This is a genomic window from Xanthobacter sp. 91 (genome assembly GCF_000702385.1).
Lineage (GTDB): Bacteria > Pseudomonadota > Alphaproteobacteria > Rhizobiales > Xanthobacteraceae > Xanthobacter > Xanthobacter aminoxidans.
In genome coordinates, this window is the sequence record NZ_JNIB01000001.1 from 1,220,104 (window position 1) to 1,247,079 (window position 26,976).

Genomic DNA, 26,976 nt, shown 5'->3' on the forward strand with positions numbered 1-26,976 from the left:
TGCCGCGAAGCCCTCCCGGAGAGCCCGGCCTTGCGTGCCCTTCTATCCCTTCTCGGCGACATCCGCCGCCTCGCCGTGCCCTATTTCAAGAGCGAGGAACGCTGGATCGCCATCGGCCTCCTCGCCGCGGTGATCGCTCTGGAGCTCGCGTGGGTATTCGCCACGGTGATGCTGAACGAGTGGAACGTGGCTTTCTACAACGCCATACAGGAGAAGGACTTCGCCGCGTTCAAGACGCAGATCCTGATCTTCTGTGCCATCGCCGCAGGCGCCATCGTCGTGGCGGTCTACCAGATCTACCTGAAGCAGTGGCTGGAGGTGCGCTGGCGGCGCTGGCTCACCCGGCGTTATCTCGGCGCGTGGCTGGGTGACGACGTGCATTATCGCCTGCGGCTCGGCGGCGATGAGGCGGACAATCCCGACCAGCGCATCGCGGAGGATGTGCAGTCCTTCATCAGCCGCACGATTTCGGTGGGCGTCGGTCTGCTCGGCACCGTGGTGTCCCTCATCTCCTTCTCGGTCATCCTGTGGAATCTGTCCGGCTCGCTGCCGCTGCACCTGTTCGGGCGCGAGCTGAACGTGCCGGGCTACCTGTTCTGGGCGGCTCTGATCTATGCCGCGGGCGGAACGCTCCTCGCCCATTTCATCGGCCGACCACTGGTGAAGCTCAATTTCGAGCAGCAGCGCTATGAGGCGAACTTCCGCGTCGATCTCGTGCGGGTGCGCGAGAATGGCGAGCAGATCGCCCTTCTGGACGGCGCGCAGGCCGAAGAGCGCAAGCTCGAGGGGCGCTTCTCCCACATCTTCGGTAATTTCGTCGAGCTGATGAAGGCGCAGAAGCGCCTCACCTGGTTCACCGCCGGCTACAACCAGATCTCGACCATCTTCCCCTACGTGGTGGTGGCCCCGGCCTATTTCTCCGGCCAGATCCAGCTCGGCCAATTGATGCAGACGGCGAGCGCCTTCTCCTCTGTGCAGGGATCGTTCTCCTTCTTCATTTCCAGTTACGTGACGCTGGCGGAATGGACCTCGGTCGTGCAGCGGCTCACCGGCTTCGAAAAGGCCATCGCGGCGGCGCAGACCAACCGCCCCACCGAGAGCCTCGCTTCCCTTCCCGCCACCAAGGCCCTGGCGCTGCGCGGGCTTGATGTGCGCCTGCCGGGCGGCGCGCCCCTCATCGCCACCGACGAACTCCATATCGCGCACGGGGAATGCGTGCTCATCACCGGCCCTTCCGGCGCCGGCAAGACCACCCTGCTGCGCGCCATCGCCGGTATCTGGCCCTACTCGACAGGCTCCGTGCACCGGCACGCCGAGCATCGCCTCATGGTGCTGCCGCAGAAGCCCTATGTCCCGGCCGGGCGGCTGGATGTGGCCCTCGCCTATCCCCGCCCCGTCGCCGATGTGCCGCGGGCCCGCATCGCCGAGGCCTTGACCGCCGTCGGCCTCGCCGACCTCGCCGGCCGGCTGGATGCGGAAGCCCTGTGGCCGCACGAGCTCTCGCTGGGTGAGCAGCAGCGCATCTCCATCGCCCGCGCACTGCTGGAAGAGCCCGAGGTGCTGCTGCTGGACGAGGCCACGTCCGCCGTCGACGAGGCGACCGAAGCGGCGCTCTACCGCCTGCTGCGGGAGCGTCTGCCGGAGAGCACCTTCATCTCCATCGGCCATCGCAACACTCTGGTGGACCTGCATGACCGGGTGCTCCACCTCCACGGCGAGGAATCGCCGCGAATGCTGGGACCGGCCGCGCCCCCGGCGCTCAAGGCGGTTTGAAACCGGGCGGGGCGGGACGAGGACGGGTCGGTAGTCCTTGCCCCCCACCGCACGCCTCAGCTAAGTCTGTTGCTGCAGTGCATCAGGCTGCCCAGCTGCCCCGCCCCGAGGTCCCGCGTGACAACCGCCGAGCCCGCCCAGAAGCCCCGTGACATCGTCTATTACGCCCTCGCCGCTCTGGTGGGCTTCATCGGGGGCGGCGTCGGCGCCGGTTTCCACTGGGCGACGGTGAAGGCCGGCGAGTGGCCGCTGCTGCTGCGCGAGCATTTCCAGGGGCCGGAGCTTTATGCCGCCCTCTCGGCCGGCGCCGCTCTGATGGTGGCCCTCGCGGTCTTCCTGGTGCGCCGCTTCGCCCCCGAGGCGGCGGGCTCCGGCGTTCAGGAGATCGAGGGCGCGCTGGAAGGCCTGCGCGAGGTGCGCTGGAAGCGGGTGCTGCCGGTGAAGTTCATCGGCGGCGTGCTGGCCCTCGGGTCGGGGCTGGTGGCGGGCCGGGAAGGTCCGACGATCCATATGGGCGCCTCCATCGCCAAGGCCATCTCGGACGCCGCCGGCCTCAGCACCCGCGACAGCCGGGGCCTGCTGGCGGCCGGCGCCGCGGCGGGTCTGGCGGCGGCGTTCAACGCGCCGCTGGCGGCCATCCTGTTCGTCATCGAGGAGACGCGGCGGCAGTTTCCCTATGGGCTGCGGACCTATAGCGCGGTCATCATCTGCTCGGCGGCGAGCGCCATCGTGGCCCAGGTCATCGGCGGTACCGCGCCGGACATGCAGATGGATGTGGCGGCCGTACCGCTGCATTTCCTGCCCGCATTCATCGGGCTTGGCGTGGTTCTCGGGGGGGTGGGAATCGCCTTCAACGCGGCGCTGGTGTTTTCGCTGGATGCCGCACGGGGACTGGCTTTGAAGGTCTCGCCCTATGTCCTGCCGGTGGTGGTCGGCGCGGCGGTGGGGCCGTTGCTGGTGCTGCGGCCGGAGGCGACGTTCGGGGGGGAGATGCTGGCGGTGTCCTTGCCGGGCATGGGGTTGCCGGCGCTGACCTTGGCGGGGATCGTCCTGATCCGGTTCGCCATGACCATGGCGAGCTATTCCACCGGCATTCCCGGCGGCATCTTCGCCCCCATCCTGGCGCTGGCGACGGCGGTCGGGGTGCTGTTCGCGACCTTGCTCGGGAGCCTTTTTCCCCTTCCGCCCCAGATGCTTGCGGCCTGCGGCATCGCCGCCATGGGTGGCCTGTTCTCGGCCACGGTGCGGGCGCCGCTGGTGGGGATGGTGCTGGTGGCGGAGCTGACCGGGGCCTACGATCTCCTGCTGCCGACCATCCTCACCTGCGTCACCGCAAACCTTGTGGCAGAAGGACTTGGCGGCAGGCCGATCTACGAAGTGCTGCTCGACCGCACCCTGCGCCTCGCCGGAATGCCCCGTCCGCCGGAGCCGGAACAGGACGTCATCGGCGGCTGGGACGAGCGGGAGCGGCGGCCGCAATAGGGGCCCATATCGGCAGATTCAGTGGGGGTAGCACCAGGGGTATCGGCGGGATTCGGGACCGGTTCGGGACGGGTTCAGCTCCTGCCGGGTCCAAGATCGAGGCCGTCGCGCCCAGCCTCCCCTCAAACGGTATCAAATTACATCCCCGCCCCTGCCCCGAGTCCCCGCTGCGCGTCCGGGCGGGAGGCATCGGGACGCGACACGGAGGCCCCCCATGGCGGTACGCCAGATCGTGAAATTCCCCGACCCGCGGCTGCGGCTGCCGGCCGCGCCGGTGACGGTGTTCGACGCGGCGCTGGCGGACCTCGCGGCGGACCTCCTCGACACGATGCGCGCCGCGCCGGGTATCGGCATCACCGCGCCCCATGTGGGCGTGCCCGCGCGGGTGGTGGTGCTGGAGCTGTCCCATGAGGACGGCCCGCGCACCTATATCAATCCCGAGATCGTGTGGTCCTCGCCCGAGACCATCCGCCATGCCGAGGGCAGTGTCTCCATGCCCGGCGCGGTGGAGGAGGTGGAGCGGAAGGCCCGCGTGCGGGTGCGCTACCAGGATCTCGCCGGCGCCTTTCAGGAGGAAGAAGCCGAGGGGCTGCGTGCCGTCTGCCACCAGCACGAGCGCGATCAGCTCGACGGCATCTTCTGGCTGCAACGCCTGTCGCGCCTCAAGCGGGAGCGGGTCGTCCGCAAATACGAGAAGGCACAACGCTCCTCCGCCGATTGAGGGCTGAAAGCGGCATCCACGGGGCAAGCTTGTGCTTGCGCATCCCCCGCCCATGCGCTCACTCTCACAGAAATATCCCTTCCCGGCGTTGCGGTTCGGGGCGGGCGGCTGGCCTGAAGGCGGGGCCGGAAGATGCGGGCGCGACGCGGGCGGAAGGCGGTTCACGGGCGAATCGGGACGGCACGGGCGGGCCTGCGGCAGCTCATGGCCGCCCTCGCCCTCATCCTCATGGCCCTGTTCCCGGCCTCGCCCGCAAGCGCCAAGAATGAACCCATCCGGCTGCAGGTGGTGGGCGGGCTCGGCGGCGTCACCCAGTTCACCCGGCTGGAGCAGCCGTTCTGGGAGCGCGAGATCACCGAGCGCACCAGCGGGCGCGTGGTCGCCACCATCATCCCCAACGACAGCGGCGGCCTGCGCGGGCAGGAGATGCTGCAGCTCATGCAGCTCGGCGTGGTGCCGTTCGGCACCGGCCTCATGTCGGTGGTCTCGGCGGAGGAGCCGGAGCTCAACGCCGTGGACCTGCCCATCCTCAACCCTGACATGGCGACCCTGAAGAAGACGGTCGCCGCCTTCCGCGTGCATCTCATCAACATCCTGCGCGACCGGTGGGACATCGAGCTGCTCGCCATCTATGCCTATCCGGCGCAGGTGCTGTTCTGCCGCTCCGGCTTCCGCGGCCTTGACGACATCGCCGGCCGCCGGGTCCGCACCTCCTCGGTGGCCCAGTCCGACCTCATGAAGGCGCTCGGGGCCATTCCCGTGGTGGTGCCGTTCGCGGATGTGGTGGATGCGGTGCGGCAGGGGGTGGTGGATTGCGCCATCACCGGCACCCTCAGCGGCCACGAGATCGGCCTCGGCGACGTCACCACCCACGTCCACAGCATGGCGATCAGCTGGGGGCTTTCCTTCTTCGGCGCCAACGTCAACGCCTGGATGGCCCTGCCGGAGGACGTGCGGGCCCAGATCCGCGGAGGCCTCGCCGATCTCGAAGGCCGCATCTGGCAGCAGGCCCAGGCCGACACCGCCCGCGGGCTCGACTGCAACACCGGCGCCGTCGCATGCGGCCGGCCGATGACCCACCGGCTGGCGGTGGTGCCGCAATCCGAGGCCGATGCCGCCCGCCGCCTGACCCTGCTCTCCAATACCATCCTGCCGCGCTGGATCGAGCGGTGTGGCGCGGCTTGCGCCGATGCATGGAATGCCTATCTTGCCGAACTGCACGCGACGACCGCCAAAGCCGAGTGATCGCAGCCGGCCGGATGATCCGGGCGGAAGGGCCTCCCCCGGCGGGGACGGCGGCGCCCTCAAGCCTGGGGACTGGCGCCAACGATGATCTGGCACCGCCTCAAGCTCTCCGTCATCGCCGGGACCATCGTCATCCTGGGCCTGCTGATGGTCGGGGCGGCCCTGCTCGCCCATCGCGGCCTCATGGCGACGCGGCTCATCGCCGAGGCGGACATCGAGCGCTCCGCCCAGGGCGTGGAGAATGCGCTCAACCGTCAACTGCTCCAGATCCATGGCGCGCTCGCCGCCATCCGGCCGCTGTTCGCCGCCGCCGGGGTCACGGCCACCTCGCCCGCCGCCAACGAGCTGCTGCGCGGCTTCAACCTGCAGACCATCGCCTATCGCGACATGATGCTGGTCGCCCCCGACGGCACCATCATCGCCTCGGCCCGGCCACGCGGCGCGCTGCGCTCGCTGCCCATGGTGACCCAGCCCACCAGCATCCAGCCCGCCGCCATGATCGGGCCGGTGCAGAATCCGGTGAACGGCGACTGGTCGCTCTATGCCGTCCGGGCGGTTCCCGGATGGGACGGCGTGGTCGCCGTCGCCGACGTCTCGACCCAGTCCCTCATGAAGATCCTGGCGGAGACCGGCCTCGCCCCGGGCATGCGCATCCGCATCGAACGGCCGAACGGCCAGCTGGTGGCCTCGCTGCCCCATGACGAGCTGGCCGTCGGCGAGTGGCGGCACGGTGCGCTGGGCACGCGACCGCCCGACGGCAGGGCCTTCGTCGCCACCGGCGACAAGGGCCAGCCGGAACTGGCCGTGGTGCGGAGCTCCCTGCCCGGGGACCTGCGCGTGGTGCTGGTCACCGACCTCGACGAGGCCCTCGCGCCATGGCGGCGCTTCCGCGATCGCCTGATCGCAGCCGCCGCCATGGGCGGGACGCTCGTGACGGCCTTCGCCGGGGCCCTCTTCCTGGCACTGCGCCAGCGCGAAAGGGTGGATGCCGAGCGCGCCCGCGCCACGGCCGTGCTCGCCAATGCGGTCGAAGCTATGTCCGATGGCTTCGCCCTGTGGGACGGCGAGGACCGGCTCGTCGCCTGCAACCAGCGCTACCGCGAGCTGTTCGCCATCACCGCGCCGTTTCTGACGCCGGGCGCCCGCTTCCAGGAGATCATGCGGGCGAGCGTCGCGGCCCGTCATCTCCCCACGGCCGGTCCGCTGAGCGAGGAGCAGGTGGCCGAGCGGGCCCGCTGGCATCGTCCCGAGCACAGCCCGGTGGAGCGGCGGCTGTCCGACGGGCGCTGGCTGCTGATGACCGACCGGCGCACCGCGGACGGCGGCGTGGTCGCGATCCGCACCGACGTCACCGCGCTCAAGGCGGTGCAGGCGGAGCTTGCCGAGGCCAACCTGCGCGCCACCGAGGCCGCCGCCGAGGCGCAGCGGCAGAACATGGCGCTGATCGAGCGCGAGGGGCGCATCCGCTTCCTCGCCCATCATGACGACCTCACGGGCCTGCCCAACCGGGTGGTGTTCCGCGAGCGCATCGGCAAGGCGCTCTACGAGGCCGCCGAGCGGGGCGAGAAGATGGCCCTGCTCTATCTCGACCTCGACCGCTTCAAGGACGTCAACGACACCCTCGGCCATCCCGTGGGCGACGCCTTGCTGCGGAAGGTCGCCGCCCGCCTCACCAATTGCGTTCACGCCACCGACGTGGTGGCACGCCTCAGCGGCGACGAGTTCGCCATCATCAGCATCGGGCCGCAGCAGCCGCAGGCGGCGACCGAGCTGGCCGAGCGCATCATCGGCCTGCTCGGGGAGCCCTATTCGGCCCTCGGCCATACCATCGCGGTCAGCGTCAGCGTCGGCATCGCGGTGGCCGAGGCGGCGTGGATCGACGCCGACACCCTGCTCAAGCAGGCCGACCTCGCCCTCTACCGCGCCAAGGCGTGGGGCCGCGGCACCATGTGCGTGTTCGAGCCGGAGATGGACACCCATCTGCGCGCCCGGCTGGAGATGGAGCAGGACCTCAGGGAGGCCCTGGCCGAAGGGCAGTTCGATCTCGCCTACCAGCCGATCTTCTCGGTGCTCACCGGCGCGCTCACCGGGTTCGAGGCGCTGCTGCGCTGGAACCACCCGCGCCGCGGCATCGTCGAGCCCTCCGATTTCGTGCCGCTGGCCGAGGATTCCCGCAGCATCGTGGAGATCGGCGCCTTCGTGCTGCGGCGGGCGGTGGCCGACATCGCCGCCCTGCCCGGCAATCTGAAGGTCGCGGTGAATCTCTCGCCGGTGCAGCTCGCCTTCGGCGACATCGTCGGCACGGTGGAGGCGGCGCTGCGCGACAGCGGCCTGCCGCCCGGCCGCCTCGAATGCGAGATCACCGAAACCGCCCTGTTCGAGAGCGAGCAGACCAGCCTCGCCGTGCTCCAGCGGCTGCGCGAGATCGGCGTGAAGATCGTGCTCGACGATTTCGGCACGGGCTATTCCAGCCTCAGCCGGCTGCGCCTTCTGCCCCTCGACAAGATCAAGATCGACCGCTCCTTCGTGCAGGACGCCACCGAGGGCTCGGCCAGCGCCGCCATCGTCGAGGCCATCACCGTGCTCACCGGCCGGCTCGGCATCGCCACTGTCGCCGAGGGCATCGAGACCGAGGCGCAGTGGGCGCTGCTCGTCCGCACCTCCTGCGCCGAGGCGCAGGGCTTCCTGCTCGGCCGCCCCCTCCCCATCGCCGAGGCCGCGGCGATGGCCCGCGACGGCTACGGCGTGCCGGTGGCGCTGGCGGCAGGCTTTTCCGCGCCGACGTGAGGGTCTGCCCCCGCCTTCCGGTACAGCCCGGTCAGGATCACCATGGGGGACAGAAGCGGCTGCGGCGCCGCGCGCATGCGCCGGCCCAGCGCCTCCATCAGCCCAGCGGTGAACGCTTCGCGGAAGGCGCCATCGCGGCCGGGATCGAGCGCCGCCAGCAGGGAGGGCAGGAACGGCGCGCGGAAGAAGCCGAGGTGCTTGTCCGCCAGCGCCGCCGCGTCCCCGTCCACCCCATAGGCCGGCCAGAACGGGTCCGGCATCTCCCGCGCCTCCTCGGCGACGAGGGTGAGCCCCGCGAAGGCGCCGTCCGCGAACGGCAGGCGGGCGTCGGCGGCGGTGCGCTCGAAGACGAGGATGGTCATGCGCCCGCGCTCGTCTTTTGTAAGCATGCCGCCGAGCGCCATGGCATCCAGCTCCGCCTCCACCCACGCCATCAGCACCGGGAAGGTGGTGGGCTCGTCCTCCGGCAGGCTCGGCTGCACCACCACGAGGGCGCCGCCGGGCTTCAGCTCCCGCGCACGGGCCGCGAGGAAGGCCTGCCAGTCCGCCGCCGCCTGCGCGGCGAAGGCGGCGCGCACCTCCGGCACCGCCTGCCGCGGCCACACATGGCCCGCCGGCATCACCGGCGCACGGCTCATCCAGTGGGCGGCGAACGAGCACCAGCCGAAATCCACGCTGGCATCCGGCAGCACCTGCTCATGGAAGGTGCGCCCCACGGCGGAGGCGAAGGCGCGCGCATCTCGCCGGAGATAGCTTTCGGGATCGTCCCGCAGCAGCGCGAACAGGGCGGAGAAATCATTGCCCGGCTGGTCGGTGTGGACGACGCTCACCGGCACGTCCGGCCCCAGCCGCCGGCGCACATGGCCGAGCGCGAGCCCCATGGGCACCAGCGAGTTGCGCCCCGTGGCGCTGCCATAGTCCGCCAGCGTGACGGGCGCGTGCAGCGCCATGCCCTCGAACGCCCGGTCGATCAGCGGCAGCCCGTGGGCGCCGCCCTTCGCCTGATGCTGGGCATGGTCATTGTAGAACCCGCCCCCCTGCATGGGCGCCGGGCCTGCGGCCCGCTCGTCATCCCCGGCCATCACCCCTCCCCCGTTGCGCGGAGGATGGCGGGGAACGGCCCCGCCTTCAATGCCCGCCCGCGCCCACCATCGCGCGGAGGAAGGCGCTGACGCGGGTGCCCAGCGGCAGGGCGTCCGTCACCTCGCGTTCGAAGGCGGTGAACGCGGCATCGAGGCGGGAGCGCTGGCGGGCCTTTTCCGGCGGCGACAGGAAGGCCTTGTCGATGGCGGTCTCAGCGAAGCCCTTCAGCCGGCGATAGCCGAGGCCGTGGTCCTGCGACGCCCGCAGATATTCGTTGGTGAGGTCGATGCGCGAGACGCCCGCATCGTCGGTCGCCAGCGTCACCGGGACGCCGGCCGAGAGATAGGTGCGGATGGGGTGGCGGCGGTCGCGCACGCCGAGGATGACGTCGGACGAGGTGAGCGCGATCTCGATGGCCACGCCGCGCGCCTTCAGCTCCGCCAGCAGCCCGTCCATGTCGCGCTCGAAGCCGATGGCGGTGCCGTGGCCGATGCGCCGCGCCCCCGCCGTCTCCACCGCATCGCGGATGTGGAAATCGAGATCCGGCGGCGGCACCAGCCCGATCCACAGCTCGCCCGCATGGAGCGCCACCGGCACGTCCTTGCCCGCGAGGAAGCCGATCCACTGCATGTGGGCGCGGTAGTCCTGCCGGGCCGTGCGGTAGTCCTCCGGCCCCACATAGTTGAAGCCGGCGACGATGTCCGGCATCGTCCGCACCAGCGCCGCCGACACCGCCGTCTGCGCGAACACCTCGGCCGGCGCGCCATTGCGGTTCACCTGCGCGATGTAGCGGAAATCCACCCCGCAGCCGGGGCGGGTCGCGTCCGCCGCGCAGCCGCGCAGCGCCTCCACCCGGGCGACGAGGGCCTTGATGTCCTCCACCCGGCGACGCACCACCTCGGCCATGCCGGCCTTGTCCAGCGCCGCCAGCATGGCCTTGGGATCGCGCTCGGCACCGACGGCCTGGCCGAGGCGGCGGCGATCCTCGCCCTCGATCAGCGTCACCATCAGCTCGGCATATTGCACGTTGTCGGCGCCGTACTGGCGCAGCTGGTCCACCGTCATCTCGGCCGTGCGCTCCAGGGTGCGCGTCCAGTCCGGCCCGCCGGCGGCGGGATTGAACTTGGAGAAGGAGGCGAAGAACTGGTCGTGGCCCGAGGGCACCTGAGGGGTTGGCAGGAACCAGCGCAGGGAGAGCGCATCCACCAGAAGATCGAAGGTGGTCTGGCCGCGCCAGCCGGCCACCGCATCGGCGATGGGGACGATCTTCGGGTCGGTGCCGCAGGGCTTATCCGCGCTCGCATCGGCGGGCGGGGAGAGGATGTTCATAGCGGCGGGATCGAGGCACAGGCCATCCTTGATGGCCCAGGCGATCAGCCGCTCGGCATAGACCGCGCCGGAGAGATGGGTGTGCAGGTCGCCGCCCTTGGGCATGCGATGGAGGAAGGCGCGCTGGCGGTTGGGCTCCGGCCGCAGCGCCTCGAAATGGGCGGCGGTGAGCGCCTCGGGCAGGTTGCTGGCGACGACGGCGGCCCGGATGGCGACACAAGCCGCGATCAGGACGAACGCGGCGATCAGGATACGGCGACGCAACAGGGCCTCCGGGGCGCGGGTCTCAACTCGCGCGCGACCCTAAAGAGCTGCCGCCGCGCGCGCAACGCGGGTGGGGCCCGGCGTGAAGATCGGCGGGGTGCGAGCGGACGGAGGGGCTGGGAGGAGTCTCGCCGCACGGGCCAGCGTGCCCCGGCCTGCCCAGAAGAGCGCCGTCATCGCCCGCCTCGTGCGGGCGATCCACCTCTCCGCCGGAGCGGGGTCAGGCCGGATGAAGCGGACAAGCGGCAAAGTGGATCCCCCGGACAAGCCGGGGGATGACGGTGGTGAGGATGCGTGACAGAAGCGACAGGGCGACGGGGGGCGGCCCGCTCAGCCCGTTGGCTCAGCCGGCCCTTCAGCTCTTGGCGAGCCCGGCCAGCACCTTGTCGACGCCGGTGACGCCCACCTTGACGTTCACCTGCCGGCCGTCCTGCAGGCGGAAGGCGATGGTGGCTTCCTTGGCGGCGGACAGCTCCTTGGCGAGGGCCGCGTCGTAGGCAATGCTCGCCTCGCACTCGGTGCCGTTGCACCACTGGTAGGCGAGCTTGCGGGTGTTCTGGCCGAGCACCAGGTCCACGCCGTCGCGCACCAGCACGCCGGTGGGGGTGGTGATGGCGATGGTCGGCACGTCCTTGCCGTCCTTGCCGATCTTCCACACCACGACCACGCGCTTCGACTGGTTGTCGGTGATGCGCAGCACGGCGAAGCAGGTCTTCTTGCCGGCCTTGGCGCCGGCGGCCGGAGGCACCTCCTGGCAGGTGAGGACCCAATTGTCGAACGACTGGGTCTCGGTCTTCACCGGGCCGGCGGGCGCGGCCGGGGCGGCCGGCTGGTTCTGGGCAGTCCGATTCTGGGCGATGCGGTTCTGGGCCGGCGCAGCCTGCTGGGTCTGCGCCACGGTGACGGCGCCCGTGTCCTCGGAGAACAGCACGGCGAAGGGCGTCGCCGCGAGGAGCGCGGCAAGGGCGAGAAAGGGGCTGGCGCGGAAAGAGGTGGTGCGGAACAGACGGGAAAGGATCACGAGACGCCTCCGTGGACGAGGACCCGGGGACAGAAGGAATCCGGAGAAGGGACGAAATGCGGGGACTGACGCGACGCGGGCCAGAAATCACGGGCCAGGAAACGCGGCCCCGAAACACGGGCCAGAAAACGCGGGCCCCGAACTGGGCGGCCTGCGCCCGCAGCTCTGACCCGAACGGGAAGGATGGGACGGCCTGGAACGAAAGCCAAGCTCCGTCACGATCTTGTCCCCGGAGAAGAAACGGGCGGCGCACCTTCAAGGCACGCCGCCCGCCGGACTGATCGAGGATCAGGTGCCGCTCACCACTGGTAGCGGACACCGCCCTTGGCGCTGCCGGCCGTGTAGTTGTCGCCGAACTTCACGTCGGCATTCACGAAGCTGTTCCAGCCCGAGTCCTTGGCGAAGACGTTGAACCCGACGCCGACTTCACCGAACAGGCCGTCGAAGTTGTCGACGGTGCCGAAGGGCACGCCCGGATTGAAGATCGTGACGGCGTTGTCGCCGAGGAACTCGTACCAGAGGCGTCCGGTCACGCTCGCCTGCACCTTGTAGGTGGCGGCGTCGTAGATCTGGCCACCGACGCGGGCGCCGAGGCTGCCGCGCAGGCTGTCGTTGTTGCCGAAGTCCACGAAGGTGTTTCCGGCAATGGCGAGGTTGGAGATGTTGGTGTTCACGTAGGTCAGGGTGGCGAGGCCGTCGACGAACCCGCCATTGGCCCAGGTGTAGAGCCGGTAGCCGGTATCGAGCGCGAAGCCGACGTTCCGGGCGTCCGTGGACTTTCCGAAGTAGCCGATGCCCGCGAGCGTCGGCGCGTTGTAGTCCATGGAGAGGAAGTCGGCCTTGATGAGGGCGTCGAAGTACCAGTTGCCGGTGATGTAGGTGGCATAGGCACCGACCGTCCCGCCCGAGTAATCCGCCGAGGTGGGCGAATTGCTGAAGTTCAGGTTGGACCCGACGTAGCCACCGAGGACACCGAACACCACCGCGTCATTGGTGGCGAACACGCCTTCCTTGCCGAAGTCGGCACCGGCCATGAAGCCGTAGATGCTCTGGTTGTAGCCGGTGTCGAACCCGTAGAGACCGCCGCCAGCCGCGAAGGTGTTGGAGGCGTCGCGAGAGCCCCAGCTGCCGACCACCTTGCCCCAGATGCCGGGGGTGACGGAGGCCGGAGCCCCGTCGATGGTCTTGATGCCTTCCTTGGTGACGAGCTGCGTGGGCGTGCCCTGCAGGTAGGTGCGCAGGTCGGCCTGGCGGTCGAGCCACACGCCGGTGGTCTCGTGCCAGATGGCCTGGGCGCCGGTGACGAGCTTGGGCAGCTCGAACACTTCCTGGTCCGGGAGGCCGATCAGGTACTGGTCGTTGCCGATGACCGTGAGGTCATAGAAGAACAGGCCCTTGTCGATCACGCCGCCGAACTTCGGCGAGTAGTTGGTGGAGCCGGGCGAGATGTAGAAGCTCGTCGGGTCCGTGGTGCCGGCCGCGCTCTGCACGTCCACCACCTTGATGCCGGCGAGGTTGAAGGCGCCCGGTCCCGCGTTGACGTCGTGGATGACGAGGCCGGTGGAGCCGGTGGTGACGAGGCCGGCGATCTCAACACCGTTCACGTCGAGGCCGCCAACCGCGAGCTGGTCCGAGGTGGAGCCCGGCGCGCCGAGGTAGCTGTCGAGGCCCACCTTGCTGTTGCCGACGCCGTTCCAGGTGCCGCTCACGTAGGTCACGTCGCGGGTGCCGTTGCCGGCGATCTGGCCGGGGGTCTCGTCGATCATGGTCAGCAGGCCGCTCTGGAGGAAGAGCGGATCGCCGTTGTTGAAGGTCTCGAGGCTGTTGAAGGTGGTGGTCTCGGCCACCCCGCCCTGCAGCGCCGTGACGATGCGGCCGGTGTTGTTCAGGGTGTCGTTGCCGCCCCCGAAGTAGTTGTTGCCGACCGTGATCCAGGTGTTCGACGACAGGTTGTTGAAGGTGTCGTCGTTGTTGGTGAGGCCGATGCGGCCGACGATGGTGCCGTAGTTGGTGATGGTGGTGGCGCCGCCGTCGGTGTCGATGACGATGTCGCTCGCCGCCACGATCAGGCCGGGCAGGTTGTTGCCGCCCAGGTAGCTCCAGGAGCTGACCAGCGTGCCGGCGCCCACGTTGATGATGGTGCCATCATCGCTGTTGACCGAGATCACCGCCTCGCCCCAGCTCTTGCCGGAGCCGATCACCGCATTGTTGGTGCCGATGTTCACCGTGGCGAAGTCGGCCGAGAAGATGCGGATGGCGTTGCCGACGCCGGTCATGTCCGCGTCGCCGCGGATGATGCTGCCGTCGGAGGTGTTGACGGTGACGTTGTCCCAGCCGCCGGCGCGGATGCCCTTGTCGTTGGCGAGGACCACGGAGTTGACGCCGGTGGCGACGAAGATGTCGTTGCCCGGACCGAAGGCGAAGTTGGTGGCGGTGAGGCCATCGTCGCCCGCAGCCACCGCGCTCGAAGTGCCGGTGGTGAGGAAGACGTCACCGGAGCCGGCGAACTTGTTCGCCACGATGCCGTCGCCGCCCGCGGTCACGCCGCTGGTGGTGCCGGTGGTGACCGTGACGTTGCCGGTGGAGCCGATGGACTGGGCCTCGATGCCGTTGCCCACGGTGGTGATGTTGCTGAGGAGGCCGGTGGTGACCACCACGTCACCCGTGCCGGCGAACCGGCCGGCGAAGATGCCGCCCGCGGTGGCATTGATGGCCGAGGCCGTGCCCGTCGTCACCGACACGTTGCCGGTGCCGAAGGTCTTCGAGGCGATCACGCCGAAGTCCTGGGCCGCGATGGTGGTCGAGGCCCCCTGGTTCACCGTCACGTCGCCGGTGCCGAAGAGGACGTTGGCCTCGACGCCGTTGGCGGTGGTGGAGGTGACGTTGGCGTTGGCGTTCACCAGCACCGCGCCGTCGCCGCCCTTCAGGATGAAGATGCCGTTGTCGGTGGCGGTGATGGCCGCGTTGTTGGTCACGGTCACGTCGCCGGTGGTCAGCGCCAGCGAGCGCACCTGGATGCCCTCGTCGCCGGCGGTGATGGTGCCGTTGGTGGTGACGATGACGTTGCCGCCACCGAGCTGGCTCACCGCGATGCCGTCGTCACCCGCATTGATGGTGCCGTTGGCGGTGGTGAGGATGGTGACCGGGCTCTCGCCGATGGCATAGGCATGGATGCCGTCGCCGCCGGTGGCCGCGCCGCTGAGGCCGCCGACCGCCGCATCCACGTCGATGGTGGTCGGGCCGTCGCCGAGCTTCACGGTCAGGATGCCGATGCCGTCGGACTTGATGGTGCCGCCCGCATTGACGTTCACGTCGATGGCACCGTTGCCGATGTTGGCGCCGACGATGCCGATGGTGGTCGCCTGGACCTCGGCGTTCACGTTCACCGTGGCGGTGCCCGAGCCGATGGTCAGCGCGCCGCCGCCGATCGCGGGCGGGTCGATGACGCCGTTGATCGTCAGGGTGGCGTTGCCGGTGCCGCCGGCGATGGCCGCCGCACCGATGAAGCCGCCGGCCGCGACCGACACCTTCTGGTTCACCGTCACGTCGGTGTTGCCGCCGGTGTTGAAGCCGACGACGCCGGCGATGGCGGCGTTGACCGTGCCGTCGGTGACCACGGTCACCTGCTGGCCGGCGCCGATGTTGCCGCCGAGGACGCCGATGCCGTTGGCCGAGGTGACGGCCGCCAGCGTGTGCACGTCCACCGTGCCACCGTCGCCGATGGAGAGGGCGCCGACGCCGAGCAGGTCACCGCTCACGGTGCCCTCGGTGAGCACCTTCACGGTGTTGTTGTTGCCGAAGGCGAGGCCGGCGACACCGAAGCCGTCCGTGGAGGTCACGGCCGCCTTGGTGTTGATGTCCAGCGAGCCGCCGGTGGCGCCGAGGATGCCGCCGACGCCGAGGAGGCGGCCATCGACCGTCTGGTCGGTGGTGACCTTCACGGTGTTGGCGCCGCCGCCGATGGCGCCGCCGAACACACCGAAGCCGTCCGCCGACTTCACCGTGTCCTTGGTGTGGACCGTCACCGCGTTGGTGTCGCCGAGCGCCAGAGCGCCGACGCCGAGGTAGCGGCCGGTCACCGCCTTGTCGGTGGTCACGTCGATGGTGTTGGAGCCGAAGCCGAGGGCCGCCACGCCGAAGCCGTTGGCGCTGTCCACGGTGTCCTTGGTCTCGACGGTCAGGGTGCCGCCGGTGCCGCCGATGAGGCCGCCCACGCCGAGCAGGTCGCCCGTCACCGCCTTGTCGGTGGTGACCGAGACAGTGCTGGCGCCGGTGCCGAGGCCGCCGCCGAAGACGCCGAAGCCGTCCGAGGAGGTCACGGTGTCGAGGGTGTGGACCGTGACGGTGTTGGTGTCGCCGATGCCGAGGGCGCCGACGCCGAGGTAGCGGCCTTCGACCGCCTTGTCGGTGGTGACGCTCACCGTGTTGGCGCCGGTGCCGATGGCGCCGCCGAACACGCCGAGGCCGTCAGCGGACTTCACCGTGTCCTTGGTGTGGACCGTGACGCTGTTGCTGTCGCCGAGCGCCAGCGCGCCGACGCCGAGGTAGCGGCCGGTCACCGCCTTGTCGGTGGTCACGTCGATGGTGTTGGAGCCGAGGCCGAGCGCCGCCACGCCGAAGCCGTTGGCGCTGTCCACCGTGTCCATGGTCTTGATGGTGAGGGTGCCGCCCGTGCCGCCGATGACGCCGCCCACGCCGAGCAGGTCGCCGGAGACCTGCTTCTGGGTGGTGACGTTCACCGTGTTGGCGCCGGTGCCGATGGAGCCGCCCAGCACGCCGAAGCCGGAGGCCGAAGTGACCTTGGCCTGCGTCTCGACGTTCACCGTGGTGCCGCCGCCGCCGAGGTTCAGCGCGCCGACACCGAGCAGGTCGCCGGAGACTTCCTGCTGGGTGGTCACGTTGATGGTCTGGCCGGTGCCGAGGCCGAGGGCCGCGACGCCGAAGCCGTCGGAGGAGGTCACCTTGTCCTCGGTGACGATGGTGAGCTGCGAGCCCGCGCCGCCGATGAGGCCGCCGACGCCGAGGAAGGTGCCGTCCACCTGCTCGCCGGTGGTGACCTTGACCACCGAATTGTCGCCGATGCCGGCGCCGACCACGCCCGCGCCGCCGGAGGTGACGGCCGCGGTGGTCTTCACGTCCACATTGCCGTTGGCGCCGATGGAGAAGCCGCCCACGCCGAGGAGGCCGGAGTCGATGGCGCCCGAGGTGGAGACCTTCACCACCTGGTTGTCACCGATGCCGCCGCCCAGCACGCCGATGCCGTCATTGGTGACGGACGCGGAGTTCTTCACCTCCACGGTGGTGGCGATGCCGGTGGTGTTGTCGCCGATGACGATGCCGCCCACGCCCAGCACGCCGCCGGTGATGGCGCCGCTGTTGGTGACCTTCACCTGCCCCTCGTCGCCCACCACGAGGCCGGCGACCGCCGCACCCTGGGTGGTGATGGCGCCGGAGTTGGTGACGGTCAAGGTGCCGTTGTCGCCGATGATGCCGGCGAGCACGCCGCCCACATCCGCGTCGATAGCGCCGGTGTTGTTGACGGTGGCGCCGTAATTGTCGCCCACCGCGAGGCCGAGCACGCCGACGCCGCTGTTGTTGACGATGGCGCCGTTGTTGGTGACCGTCAGGCCGTTGGCCTGGCCCTGGCCGACCGCGATGCCGGCCACGCCGAGGAAGCCGCCGGTGACGACGCCGCCGTTGCTGACCGAGGTGATCGCCGAGCCCGAGCCGTCGAGGTCGATGGCGGCGCCGATCACGCCGATGCCGTTGGTGTTGATGGCGCCGCTGTTGGCCACCGAGACGTTGGTGACGCCGGCGCCCGGGCCGTTGTCGATGCCGATGCCGGCGACGCCCACGAGGTTGGCGTTCACCACCGCGAAGTTCTGGACGTTGACCGCGTTGCCCTCGCCGACCGTGAGGCCGAGCACGCCCACGCCGCCGGAGGTGACGACACCGTAGTTCTGCACGCCGACGGAGTTGCCGTCGCCGATGCCGGCGCCGCCCACGCCCAGGAAGCCGGCATCCACCACGCCGAGGTTCTTGACGGCGACGGTGTTGCCATCACCCACCGCGAGGCCGGCCACGCCGATGGCGAAGTCCTCGACCACGCCCTTGTTCTGGACATCCACGTCCGCGCCGGGAAGGGCGCTGTTGTTGCCCACCTTGATGGCGCCGACGCCGAGCAGCGGAGTGGTGCCGACGCTCGATTCCACGGAGGCGTTGTTGTCCACCACCGCGCGGCCGTCGCCCACGTTCAGCGCGATGACGCCGATGAGGTTGGCGTCGATGTTGCCCGAGGTGTTGGCGGTGGCAGTGCCGTTGCCGATGGCCACCGAGCCCACGCCGATCAGCGGCGGGTCGATGGTGCCGGAGAAGTTGACGGTCGCGTTGCCGTTGTTGGAAATCGCGCCGACGCCGATCAGCCCGTCCGAGCTCACATTGCCGGTGGTGTTGACGGTGGTGTTGCCGTCCGTGTTGAAGGCGAGCACGCCGCCGAGGGTGCCCGACACGTCCTTGGTCTTGACGTTGACGTCGCCGCCGGTGCCGACCGAGCCGGCCAGCACGCCGAAGCCGCCGGTGGCGTCCACGTTGTCGCGGGCGTCCACCTTCACCGAGTTGCCGGTGCCGATGCCCACCGCGAGGATGCCGGTGCCGTTGCCGGCGGTGACATTGTCCTTGGTGGTGACGTCCACCGTGGCCTTGCCGGTGCCGACCGCCGAATTCCAGGTGGACGGGTCGCTCGGGTTGAAGCCGGAGAAGTCGCCGACGCTGGCGCCGATGGCGGAGATGCCGTTGCCGTTGGTGCCCTCGATGTCGCCGGAGACGTTCACCGTGGTGTTGGCATTCCCGTTGAGGCTGCCGGCCAGGGCGAAGATGCCGTTGGAGCCGCCGGTCACGTCAGCAGAGCCCTGGACGGTGGTGGTGGCGGTGTTCGGGCCGCCCGAGACGGGCGCGGTAATGGCGGAGGCGTTGATGCCGGCGCCCGTGCCGCCGATCACGCTGCCGCCGTTGGCGGTGACGGTGGTGGTGGCGTCAACGCCCACGCCGCCGAGACCGACCGCCGAGGCCGAGGCGTTGATGCCGTTGGTGCCACCCTGCACGAAGGTGCCGTTGGTGGAGACGCTGGAGATGGCCGGCAGCTGGAGCGGGCCAGCCGAGACGCCGACGGCGGTGGCGTTGATGCCGTCGCCGCTGGTGCCGGTGGCGGTGCCGCCGATGAACTTCAGGTCAAGGTCGGTGCCCGCGGCGGCCACGCCGTTGGTGCCGCCAGTGAAGAAGGAGTTGTTCGCGGTGAGGTTGACGTCCTGCGCGAGGAAGTTGGCGCCGGACCCGGTGGTGCCGGAGAAGAAGCCGCTGTTGGTGGTCGCGTTGACGGTGCCGAGGGCGTTGAAGTTCAGGCCGTTGGTACCGCCGCTGACGAACGCGGCAGGCGTCGAGGAGAAGGTGATATCGCCGGCCAGGGAATTCAGGTTGATGCCGTTGCCGGTGGCGCCGGTGCCGGTGGCCGAGCCGGCGAAGCCGGTCATGGAAATGTTGCCCAGCACCGAGGTGCCGCTGATGCCGTTGGTGCCGCCGGTGGCCGAGCCGGTGAAGTTGTTGGCGTTGATCCCGTTGCCGGAGAGGATCTGAATGCCGTTGCCGGTGGTGCCGGTGGCGCTGCCGGCGAAGTTGTTCACGGTGACGCCGGTCGTGCCGTTGAGCACGAGGCCGTTGGTGCCGCCCTGGATGATGCCGGCCGACGTGGACGAGAAGTTCACGCTGCCGAGCGTGGCGGTGAGGTTGATGCCGTTGCTGCCGGCTTCGGTACCGGTCGCCGAGCCGGCGAAGCCCGTCATGGTGATGTCGCCGGTGGCGGCGAGGCCGTAGATGCCGTTGTCGCCGCCCGTGGCCGTGCCATGGAAGCCGGTGGCCGAAATGCCGTTGCCCGAGGTGAGGCGGATGCCATCCCCGGTGGTGCCGGTCGCCGTGCCGGAGAAGTTGTTCAGGTTGATGGTCGTGCCGGTCAGCACCAAACCATTTGCGCCGCCGGACGCGGTACCCGAGAAGTTGTTGAAGGTGAGAACGGTGCCCGTGGCCGCAATGCCGGTGCTCGAACCGCCGGTGCCTGTCGCGGTTCCGTTGTAGTTGTTCATCGTGATGGCGCCAACGGCCGTCAGCGATATACCGGTATTCGTGCCGGAGACAGAGTTGGTGACGGAGGAATTAACGGTGATGGTACCGTTGGCGGCACCAAGAAGACCAATTCCGGTTCCGCCAGAATTGGTGACATTGGCGCCGTTATTGAGGTTGACGGTCAGGTTGCCGCTAAACACGCCAATCGTCCCGGCCGTACCGATGACGCCGCCACTCTTGGTGGTGTCGCAATTCAGCGTCGCGTTACCGAACAGATTGATCGCGTCGCTGCACGCCGCATCCGCCGTTCCCGGCTGGATGACGCCTGCAAGCACCGTCGCCAGTGCCGAGGAGAGGAGGAGCGCCCGGGTCCGGCCGCGGGTGACGGATGCCCCCTTTGCAGAGGACCGAACATTCGCGCCAGACAGGATGGTGCCGCCCGTATTGACCATCTTCACCCCCAACATGTGGCGGCAGGAGGAAGCCCTCCGCCAGCCAGAACCTGTTTCGGCCGCCACATTGTGCGACCATTGGTTGTGGAGCGATTCTCACACTCCTCGAACTAAGGCGAACTTACCCAGCGGATGCAATCGCCTCTCCGCAGGACGCGAATCATCACTGCTCAAAATACGAATTTCTTCATATTCGCGTGAGGTGTTGCACTTCTGCCATAGTCTAATTTATGATTTTAAATCAATGAGTTAACCATAAAATCGACGCATGGCGGTTGCCTGCAACCACTCCACAGCTCAGCCACAGACAGAATAGGTGGCGGTAATTTAGTAGCCTGGATTGCGTTTAGACTCTGTTTGACGTGTTGTAACGCCCGTCAAGGGAGGCGTGGCGGCCAGTCATGGGGGAATTTCAAAAGATTTCGCAGACGCAATATTTGAGTATTCATGATTGCTCTGCACCAGATTCACAGTCTCATCGTGCGCTGTTGCAAGGTAGCGATGAGGCTCTGCCCAAGGTCAAAGCGGTTAACAAGCGGTTAACCGTGCGTCAGACGCTGTTACCGAATGTGGCGATTATTTGCGCAGACGCGCCACAATTGGGCGCCCTGCGCATGACCGTACTGGAGCTGCCTCTGACCTTGGCGGGGCGGGCCAGCGAATCCTCCACCATCGCGCTCGATCAAGGGCCGGCCCAGCCGATCCCGGCCAATATGCCTTTCCTTGCAACGGTTCGCCGCGGCGCCGACATCCACTTTCCCGCCGGGTCGGTGATTCTGGTGGCGGCCCCGGACCGCTCTTCGGGCGCCGGAGAGGCGGGCGCGGGCGGCGGCGCGCTGTCCACGACGCCGGATGCATCGGTGGACCTGCTCATCACGCAGGCACAGTGCATTGTCGGGCGCGATCTGCCGCCGGCTTTGGCGCGGGCCTGCGAGGCCGGCCTTCTCGCGCTACTGTCGGTTGCACGCGAGCACGAGAGCGGCACTCCGCCCACCGGCGACCATCTCTTCCGCGACATCCTCGCCGACATCGCCGCCAACTGCCGCCAGCAGGATTACGGCGTGGCCCAGGTGGCGCAGCGCTACAAGCTCAACGTGCGCACGCTCCAGAAGATGTTCCAGAAGCACGGCACCACGCTCAGGGAACACATCACCGCCGCGCGCCTGAAATATGCGGGCGCCGCTCTGCTCGATCCCGTCAATGCCGGGAAGAAGGTGTCGGACATCGCGTTCGAGGCCGGCTTCAACGACATCGCCACCTTCAACCGGCTGTTCCGCCGCACCTTCGGCCGCGCCCCCTCGGCCTTCCGCACCGAGGCCAACCAGGCGGCCGCCGGCGTCGCCCGCGCCGAGCGGGCCGACGTCAGCCAGGCAGGCTGACCGCCTTCCGGCGTCATCCTGGGATTAGAGCGCCTGCCGGCGCTATCCTTGCGAGCTTTGCGCCTTCCGGCGCTTGCGCACCGCGTCCGCGAGCGCGTCGAGGGCGGGATCGCGCACCCCGTGCCCGGCCAGTCCCTCGCAGGTGGCGAACAGATAGTCGGCGGCGGAGCCGATGGCGCCCTGGGCATTGGCGAGCCGGTCGACCACCTCCGCCTCGCTCAGCCCGCCGGCATAATGCGGGTTGGTGCGGTCCATGGTGAAGGCGATGGCGCAGCCGATGTGCCCGCCGGCGGGATCGCTCACCTCCAGCCAGCGCGGCACATAGGCGCCGGCCAGCATTTCCCGCCGCCACAGCAGGGAAAGTTCGTGCTCCAGCCCCTCCTCGGGCAGGCGGAGGGCGACGCCGGTGCAGTCGCCGCCCGCATCGAGGGCGAGGGTCAGGCCGGGATAGGCCGGCGAGCCGCGCCCCACCACAGTCTCCAGGCAGAAGGCACGGTGCCAGCCGTCGATGCGGCCGACGCGGCATTCCTCCACCCGCACGGTCGGGTTCCAGATCAGCGAGCCGTAGGCGAACAGCCAGGCCGGCCCCTCCGGCCGCGCCGCCAGGGTGGCGTTGAGGGAGGCGGCGCGCTCGGCCTCCGTGAGCACGGCAAGGTCCGGCGCGTCGCGCGCCACCAGCGCGTCGATGCCGCCGGCCTCGATGAGTTCGCGGGTGAGAGAATGCATCTTCATGGCTGTCCCTATTTAAGCAGGAACCGCGCCAATTCCCATGGGTGCCCGCCACGGGGCACCCGCCTTCCCCGGGTACGGCATGGCACGCCTTCGGCGCGATATGTGAGGGAGAATGCGGCTCTGCCGCGGCTTGGCATTTGGCTTGGCAGCAGATGCCGTGCGATGAACGGAGAACAAACTGCGTCCACCGCCTTCGGTTACCGCCGGCGAGGGACGCAGGCATCGGGGGCTTCGCCGGGGGGCGCGGCCGGCTCCGGTCCATCATCGGCGCGGGATCGCCCGCGCCGCGAGCACGAGCGCGAACTGCCCCGCATGAATGATGCCTCTGCCAGCCGTACCGCGCCCCGCACCACGCCGGATCTCGGCGCCTGCGACCGCGAGCCGATCCACATTCCGGGCTCCATCCAGCCGCACGGGCTTCTGCTCGTGGCCGACCCGCGCACCCGCACGGTGGTGGGCGGCGCCGGCGACATCGAAGGCCGCCTCGCCGGGGACTGGCTCGGCGCCCCCCTCGACGCCCTGCTCGGACAGGATCTGTCGGCGCCGCTGCGTGAGGCGCCGCAGAACGGCGTCACCCGCCTCGGCCTCGTCGCCGGGCGCGCCGAAACTTTCGAGGTGCTGCTGCACCGCGCCCCGCAGGGCATCCTGGTGGAGCTGGAGCCGGCACCGGAGGTGCGGCTTGGCGCCGCCGAGGTGCTGGCCGGGCTCGATGCCGCTTTCGTAAGCTTCGAGCGCGCGCCGGACCTGCGCAATTTGTGTGCAGAAGCCGCCGCAGTGTTCCGCCGCATCACCGGCTTCGATCGGGTGATGATCTACCAGTTCCTCGACGACGAGGCGGGGACGGTGCTCGGCGAGGCGAAGGTGAAGGAGATGAGCTCCTTCCTCAACCACCACTTCCCCGGCAGCGACATCCCCCGGCAGGCCCGCGCGCTCTATGTGCGCAACCGCGTGCGGGTGATCCCGGACGTGGCCTACGAGCCCGCCCCGCTGCGTCCGGCCGAGGCCGGGCTCGCGGAACTCGATCTGTCCGACGTGATGCTGCGCTCCGTCTCGCCCATCCACATCCAGTATCTCAGCAACATGGGGGTGGGCGCCTCGGCCTCGGTCTCCATCGTCAAGGACGGGGTGCTGTGGGGGCTCGTCGCCTGCCACAACCGCACGCCGCGCCGCCTGCCCTACGAACTGCGCATGGCCTGCCAGTCCCTGGCCGCCAACCTCGCCCGCCAGATCCGCGCCCGCGAGGAGGCGATGCAGTATCGCGACCGCATCCGGCTGCGCGGCGCCGAGGATTCCCTCGCCGACTATCTCTCCGCCGACGCTCCGGTGGAGGACGTGCTGGCCCGCCACGGCGACGATCTGCGCCGGGCGCTGGGCGCCGACGGCTTCGCCGTGGTGGAGGCCGACCGCGTGCGCGCATCCGGCCGCTGCCCGGACGAAGCGGCGCTCAGGCGCATCGCGCGCTGGGCGGAGGGCAAGGCCCAGGCGCGGGCCTTCAGCACCCATGCCCTGCCCTCCCTCCTGCCCGCCGCCGCCGAGTTCGCCGCGCTGGCCAGCGGCGTGGCGGCGGTGAGCATCCCCGGCGACACGCCGCTGATGCTGCTGTGGCTGCGCGCGGAGCAGGTGGAGGTGGTCAACTGGGCCGGCAACCCGCATCGCGATGGCGCGGCCGATCCCTCCACCCTGCTCACCCCGCGCGCCTCGTTCGAGGCGTGGAGCGAGACCGTGCGCGGCAAGGCCCGCGCCTGGTCGCTGGCGGAGGTGGAGACCATCAACCGCCTCGGCCATGCCGTGTTGCAGGCGCGCCAGAACCGGCGCGTGCGCGACCTCAACCGCCAGCTCTCCCTGACCGTGGTGGAGAACGAGCGACTGTTGCAGCACAAGGACTTCCTGATGCGCGAGGTGAACCACCGCGTGCAGAACAGCCTGCAACTGGTCTCCTCCTTCCTGCGCCTGCAATCGCGCCGGCTCGGCGAGAGCGAGGCGGCGACGGCGCTGACGGAGGCCGAACGGCGGGTGGCGGCGGTGGGTCTCGTGCATCGCCAGCTCTATGCCGGCGAGCAGGTGGAGGCGGTGGACCTCTCGCGCTATCTCATCGACCTCACCCGCGAGGTGACGAGCGCCCTCGGCAAGGAATGGGAAGCCCACATCATGCTCGATGTGGCGCCGGTGCTGATGGCGGCGGACCGCGCGGTGCGGCTGGGGCTGATCCTGACCGAGCTGGTGCTCAACACCGCCAAATATGCCTATGGCGGCGCCCCCGGCCCGCTCAGGGTGGCGCTGGAACAGCACCGCGAGCGCTTCCGCCTCATCGTCGCCGACCACGGCGGGGGCAAGGTGGGCGAGCGGCAGGGCTTCGGCACCATCATGATCAAGGCCATGGTGCAGGGCCTCGACGGCGTGCTCGCCGACGAGGAGAACGCCCCCGGCCTGCGCACGATCGTCACCGCCCCCATCTGCCCGGCGGGGACCTGACGCTCACAGCACGAAGGCGACGGGCCGCCCCGGCTCCGGCGCTGCCAGCCTGTGCCCGACGCCGAGGCTGGCGAAGGCCGCAGCGAGGCGCTCCGCGCTCTGCTTGAAGGGCACCCAGCCGTCCGTATGGGCGGCGAACAGCGTCGCGCAGGGGAAGACGCGGGCGGTCTCCAGCGCGTCGTTCGCGTCCATGGTCATGTGGAACGCGCCGCGCGGCTGGGCCGAACCGGCGAACACCACCACCACTTATGCCGAACTGTCAATTTATGATGCGCACAACGGCTGCGCCTGTCCGTTGAAAACCGAACCCAAATCCATAAGGTGAAGGTCGAGGTTGGCGTCGGGGGCGGCCTCATTTTCTCGAACCCAACGTGGTCCGGCTCCCGGCCGACCGGAGAAAATGGAAATGTTGTCACGCCAGGCTCTTGTTATTGCTCTCACCGCCTGCGCATCCGGCGCCGCCTACGCGGAAACCCCCAGTTTCTGCAATCAATACGCGTCGAAAGCCATTCACGACGTCCAGCTGGTGCGCTCCAATCCCAAGTGCAACACCGGCAACCTGCATGCGGGCGTTTTCTCGACGGACTATAACGTGCACTACTCTTGGTGCCTGCGCGTTGATGCCAACCGGGCCTACGCTGGAACCTCCGAGCGTGAGGCTTATCTCAAAAAGTGCACCGCTTCCAATCCGGGGCCGGCTGTCCAAAACCCCGGAAGTCAGCCTCTGACTGCCGCGTGCCTATCCATTTACCGTCAATACATGAAGGGCAAGGGTCCTAAAGCTTTTGCTCTCAGTTCCGACAGGAAGCACTGCGGCGCCGCATGGGCCAAGAACAACGTCCAGTCGGCCAGCGCAAGAGCGATACAGATATGCGTCACCATAAGCGGTGGCACATGCAGAATCCAGGAGTCGTCAAACTGATAGGAGCGTCGGACTGAAGTCCAACCACTGCCCGACTGGCGCCTGCGCGCGGTGCGCTCCCGGCGCCAGGCGGACGGCGGCGCCCCTTCCGCTTCGCCCCCGCGCTCCCTATCTCACGGCCATATGTCGTTCGGGGGCGGACGAGGCAGTTGATGGCCCAGCTTTCCATTCTTGATCTCGTCCGGGTGCGGGAGGGGTTCGGCCCCCGCCAGGCCCTGGACAATGCCCGCGACCTTGCCGCCCATGCGGAAGACTGGGGCTATCGCCGCTTCTGGGTGGCCGAGCACCACAACATGCAGGGCATCGCCAGCGCCGCCACGGCGGTGGTCATCGCCCATATCGCGGCGGGCACCAAGCGCATCCGGGTGGGCGCGGGCGGCATCATGCTGCCGAACCATGCGCCCCTTGTCATCGCCGAGCAGTTCGGCACGCTGGAGCATCTCTTCCCCGGCCGCATCGACCTCGGCCTCGGCCGCGCGCCGGGCACCGACCAGATGACCATGCGGGCGCTGCGCCGCTCGCTCACCAATTCCGACAACTTCCCGCAGGATGTGCAGGAGCTGGAGGCCTATCTCGCCCCCGCCCAGCCCGGACAGACGCTGTTTGCCGTGCCGGCGACGGGCACCAACGTGCCGCTGTGGATTCTCGGTTCCAGCACCTACGGCGCGCAGCTCGCGGCGGCGCTGGGCCTGCCCTACGCCTTCGCCTCCCACTTCGCCCCGGCCGACCTGCTGCCGGCGCTGGAGATCTACCGCGCGCGCTTCAAGCCCTCGGACGTGCTCGCCAAGCCCTATGCCATGGCCGCCCTGAACGTGATCGCGGCACCGACCGACGCCGAGGCGCGCCGCCTCGCCAGCACCCAGCAGATGTCGGTGGCCGACATTTTCCGCGGCGCGCGCGGCCTGTCGAAGCCGCCCATCGACGACATCGAGGACTACTGGACCCCCATGGAGAAGGCGCAGGCCCAGCGCTTCCTCGCCCGCTCGGTCATCGGCGGACCGGACCGCGTGCGCGAGGGCGTCGCCGCCTTTGTGCGCGAGACGGGAGTGGACGAGGTGATGGTGGTCTCCGACGTGTTCGACCACGACAAGCGCCTCGCCTCCTACCGCATGATCGCGGAGGTTACGGGCGCTCTGGCCGGGACGCAGGCGGAGGCAGCGGCGGTGTGAGCGTCGGGGCAGGACGGACTCCGCGTCGCCCTC

At 69.4% G+C, this 26,976-nt stretch carries 15 protein-coding genes; 9 read left to right on the top strand and 6 right to left on the bottom strand.

What is annotated here, in order from left to right; genetic code table 11:
• Nucleotides 1-30: 30 nt before the first annotated feature.
• From A37E_RS0105945 to A37E_RS25840, 5 genes are all read left to right on the top strand, one after another.
• Nucleotides 31-1,773 carry an ABC transporter ATP-binding protein/permease gene (locus A37E_RS0105945; protein WP_038192689.1) on the top strand — a complete coding sequence of 581 codons (1,743 nt, stop codon included), beginning with the start codon at nucleotides 31-33 and terminating at the stop codon, nucleotides 1,771-1,773.
• A 117-nt stretch (nucleotides 1,774-1,890) separates the two neighbouring features.
• The gene (gene clcA / locus A37E_RS0105950) at nucleotides 1,891-3,255 is read left to right on the top strand and encodes a H(+)/Cl(-) exchange transporter ClcA (protein WP_029555768.1); all 1,365 of its coding nucleotides are present in this window, start codon (nucleotides 1,891-1,893) and stop codon (nucleotides 3,253-3,255) included.
• 214 nt (nucleotides 3,256-3,469) lie between these two features.
• On the top strand, nucleotides 3,470-3,976 hold the full coding sequence (locus tag A37E_RS0105955; RefSeq protein ID WP_029555769.1) for a peptide deformylase: 507 nt from the start codon (nucleotides 3,470-3,472) through the stop codon (nucleotides 3,974-3,976).
• A gap of 204 nt (nucleotides 3,977-4,180) precedes the next feature.
• Nucleotides 4,181-5,221 carry a TRAP transporter substrate-binding protein gene (locus A37E_RS0105960; RefSeq protein ID WP_197022936.1) on the top strand — a complete coding sequence of 347 codons (1,041 nt, stop codon included), beginning with the start codon at nucleotides 4,181-4,183 and terminating at the stop codon, nucleotides 5,219-5,221.
• Between the two features lie 84 nt (nucleotides 5,222-5,305).
• A complete protein-coding gene (locus A37E_RS25840) occupies nucleotides 5,306-8,008 on the top strand; it encodes an EAL domain-containing protein (protein ID WP_051678821.1) in 2,703 nt (900 codons plus the stop codon).
• Here A37E_RS25840 and A37E_RS0105970 read toward each other — a convergent pair.
• The 4 genes from A37E_RS0105970 to A37E_RS0105985 form a co-directional block, all read right to left on the bottom strand.
• A complete protein-coding gene (locus tag A37E_RS0105970) occupies nucleotides 7,960-9,090 on the bottom strand; it encodes a hypothetical protein (RefSeq protein WP_051678822.1) in 1,131 nt (376 codons plus the stop codon). The two genes, A37E_RS25840 and A37E_RS0105970, sit on opposite strands and share 49 nt — an antisense overlap.
• 46 nt (nucleotides 9,091-9,136) lie before the next feature.
• Nucleotides 9,137-10,684: a hypothetical protein gene (locus A37E_RS0105975; protein ID WP_051678823.1), complete on the bottom strand. Its 1,548-nt coding sequence runs from the start codon at nucleotides 10,682-10,684 to the stop codon at nucleotides 9,137-9,139.
• A 355-nt stretch (nucleotides 10,685-11,039) separates the two neighbouring features.
• Nucleotides 11,040-11,705, bottom strand: a complete 666-nt coding sequence (locus A37E_RS0105980; RefSeq protein ID WP_029555774.1) for an invasion associated locus B family protein — start codon at nucleotides 11,703-11,705, stop codon at nucleotides 11,040-11,042.
• Between the two features lie 299 nt (nucleotides 11,706-12,004).
• A complete protein-coding gene (locus A37E_RS0105985; RefSeq protein WP_156026251.1) occupies nucleotides 12,005-20,269 on the bottom strand; it encodes a hypothetical protein in 8,265 nt (2,754 codons plus the stop codon).
• Nucleotides 20,270-20,670: 401 nt separating this feature from the next.
• Here A37E_RS0105985 and A37E_RS0105990 point away from each other — a divergent pair, with 401 nt between their 5' ends.
• Nucleotides 20,671-21,648: a helix-turn-helix transcriptional regulator gene (locus A37E_RS0105990; RefSeq protein ID WP_081837474.1), complete on the top strand. Its 978-nt coding sequence runs from the start codon at nucleotides 20,671-20,673 to the stop codon at nucleotides 21,646-21,648.
• A gap of 42 nt (nucleotides 21,649-21,690) precedes the next feature.
• On the opposite strand, the gene A37E_RS0105995 is transcribed toward A37E_RS0105990, so the two are convergent.
• Nucleotides 21,691-22,380, bottom strand: coding sequence for a gamma-glutamylcyclotransferase (locus tag A37E_RS0105995; RefSeq protein WP_029555777.1), 690 nt, complete (start codon nucleotides 22,378-22,380; stop codon nucleotides 21,691-21,693).
• 312 nt (nucleotides 22,381-22,692) lie between these two features.
• On the opposite strand from A37E_RS0105995, the gene A37E_RS0106000 reads away from it, so the two are divergent.
• Complete coding sequence (locus A37E_RS0106000; RefSeq protein WP_029555778.1) at nucleotides 22,693-24,852, top strand: histidine kinase dimerization/phosphoacceptor domain -containing protein; 2,160 nt, start codon at nucleotides 22,693-22,695, stop codon at nucleotides 24,850-24,852.
• A gap of 3 nt (nucleotides 24,853-24,855) precedes the next feature.
• Here the strand turns inward: A37E_RS0106000 and A37E_RS0106005 are convergent, their stop codons facing one another.
• Nucleotides 24,856-25,095: a hypothetical protein gene (locus A37E_RS0106005; protein ID WP_197022937.1), complete on the bottom strand. Its 240-nt coding sequence runs from the start codon at nucleotides 25,093-25,095 to the stop codon at nucleotides 24,856-24,858.
• 163 nt (nucleotides 25,096-25,258) lie between these two features.
• Between A37E_RS0106005 and A37E_RS26820 the strand changes: the two genes are divergently transcribed.
• Together A37E_RS26820 and A37E_RS0106010 are read left to right on the top strand one after the other, a co-directional pair.
• Nucleotides 25,259-25,774 (top strand): hypothetical protein, encoded by a 516-nt coding sequence (locus tag A37E_RS26820; RefSeq protein WP_156026252.1) that lies wholly within the window; start codon nucleotides 25,259-25,261, stop codon nucleotides 25,772-25,774.
• A gap of 152 nt (nucleotides 25,775-25,926) precedes the next feature.
• Nucleotides 25,927-26,943, top strand: coding sequence for an LLM class flavin-dependent oxidoreductase (locus tag A37E_RS0106010; RefSeq protein WP_029555780.1), 1,017 nt, complete (start codon nucleotides 25,927-25,929; stop codon nucleotides 26,941-26,943).
• Nucleotides 26,944-26,976: the final 33 nt, after the last annotated feature.

Excerpts from the sequence above, each read along its gene's own strand:
- A37E_RS0105955 (WP_029555769.1), top strand. The coding sequence starts at position 3,470 with ATGGCGGTACGCCAGATCGTGAAATTCCCCGACCCGCGGCTGCGGCTG.
- A37E_RS0105960 (WP_197022936.1), top strand. The coding sequence starts at position 4,181 with ATGGCCGCCCTCGCCCTCATCCTCATGGCCCTGTTCCCGGCCTCGCCC.
- A37E_RS25840 (WP_051678821.1), top strand. The coding sequence starts at position 5,306 with ATGATCTGGCACCGCCTCAAGCTCTCCGTCATCGCCGGGACCATCGTC.
- A37E_RS0105970 (WP_051678822.1), bottom strand. The coding sequence starts at position 9,090 with ATGGCCGGGGATGACGAGCGGGCCGCAGGCCCGGCGCCCATGCAGGGG.
- A37E_RS0105985 (WP_156026251.1), bottom strand. The coding sequence starts at position 20,269 with ATGGTCAATACGGGCGGCACCATCCTGTCTGGCGCGAATGTTCGGTCC.
- A37E_RS0105990 (WP_081837474.1), top strand. The coding sequence starts at position 20,671 with ATGGGGGAATTTCAAAAGATTTCGCAGACGCAATATTTGAGTATTCAT.
- A37E_RS0105995 (WP_029555777.1), bottom strand. The coding sequence starts at position 22,380 with ATGAAGATGCATTCTCTCACCCGCGAACTCATCGAGGCCGGCGGCATC.
- A37E_RS0106000 (WP_029555778.1), top strand. The coding sequence starts at position 22,693 with ATGAATGATGCCTCTGCCAGCCGTACCGCGCCCCGCACCACGCCGGAT.
- A37E_RS26820 (WP_156026252.1), top strand. The coding sequence starts at position 25,259 with ATGTTGTCACGCCAGGCTCTTGTTATTGCTCTCACCGCCTGCGCATCC.
- A37E_RS0106010 (WP_029555780.1), top strand. The coding sequence starts at position 25,927 with ATGGCCCAGCTTTCCATTCTTGATCTCGTCCGGGTGCGGGAGGGGTTC.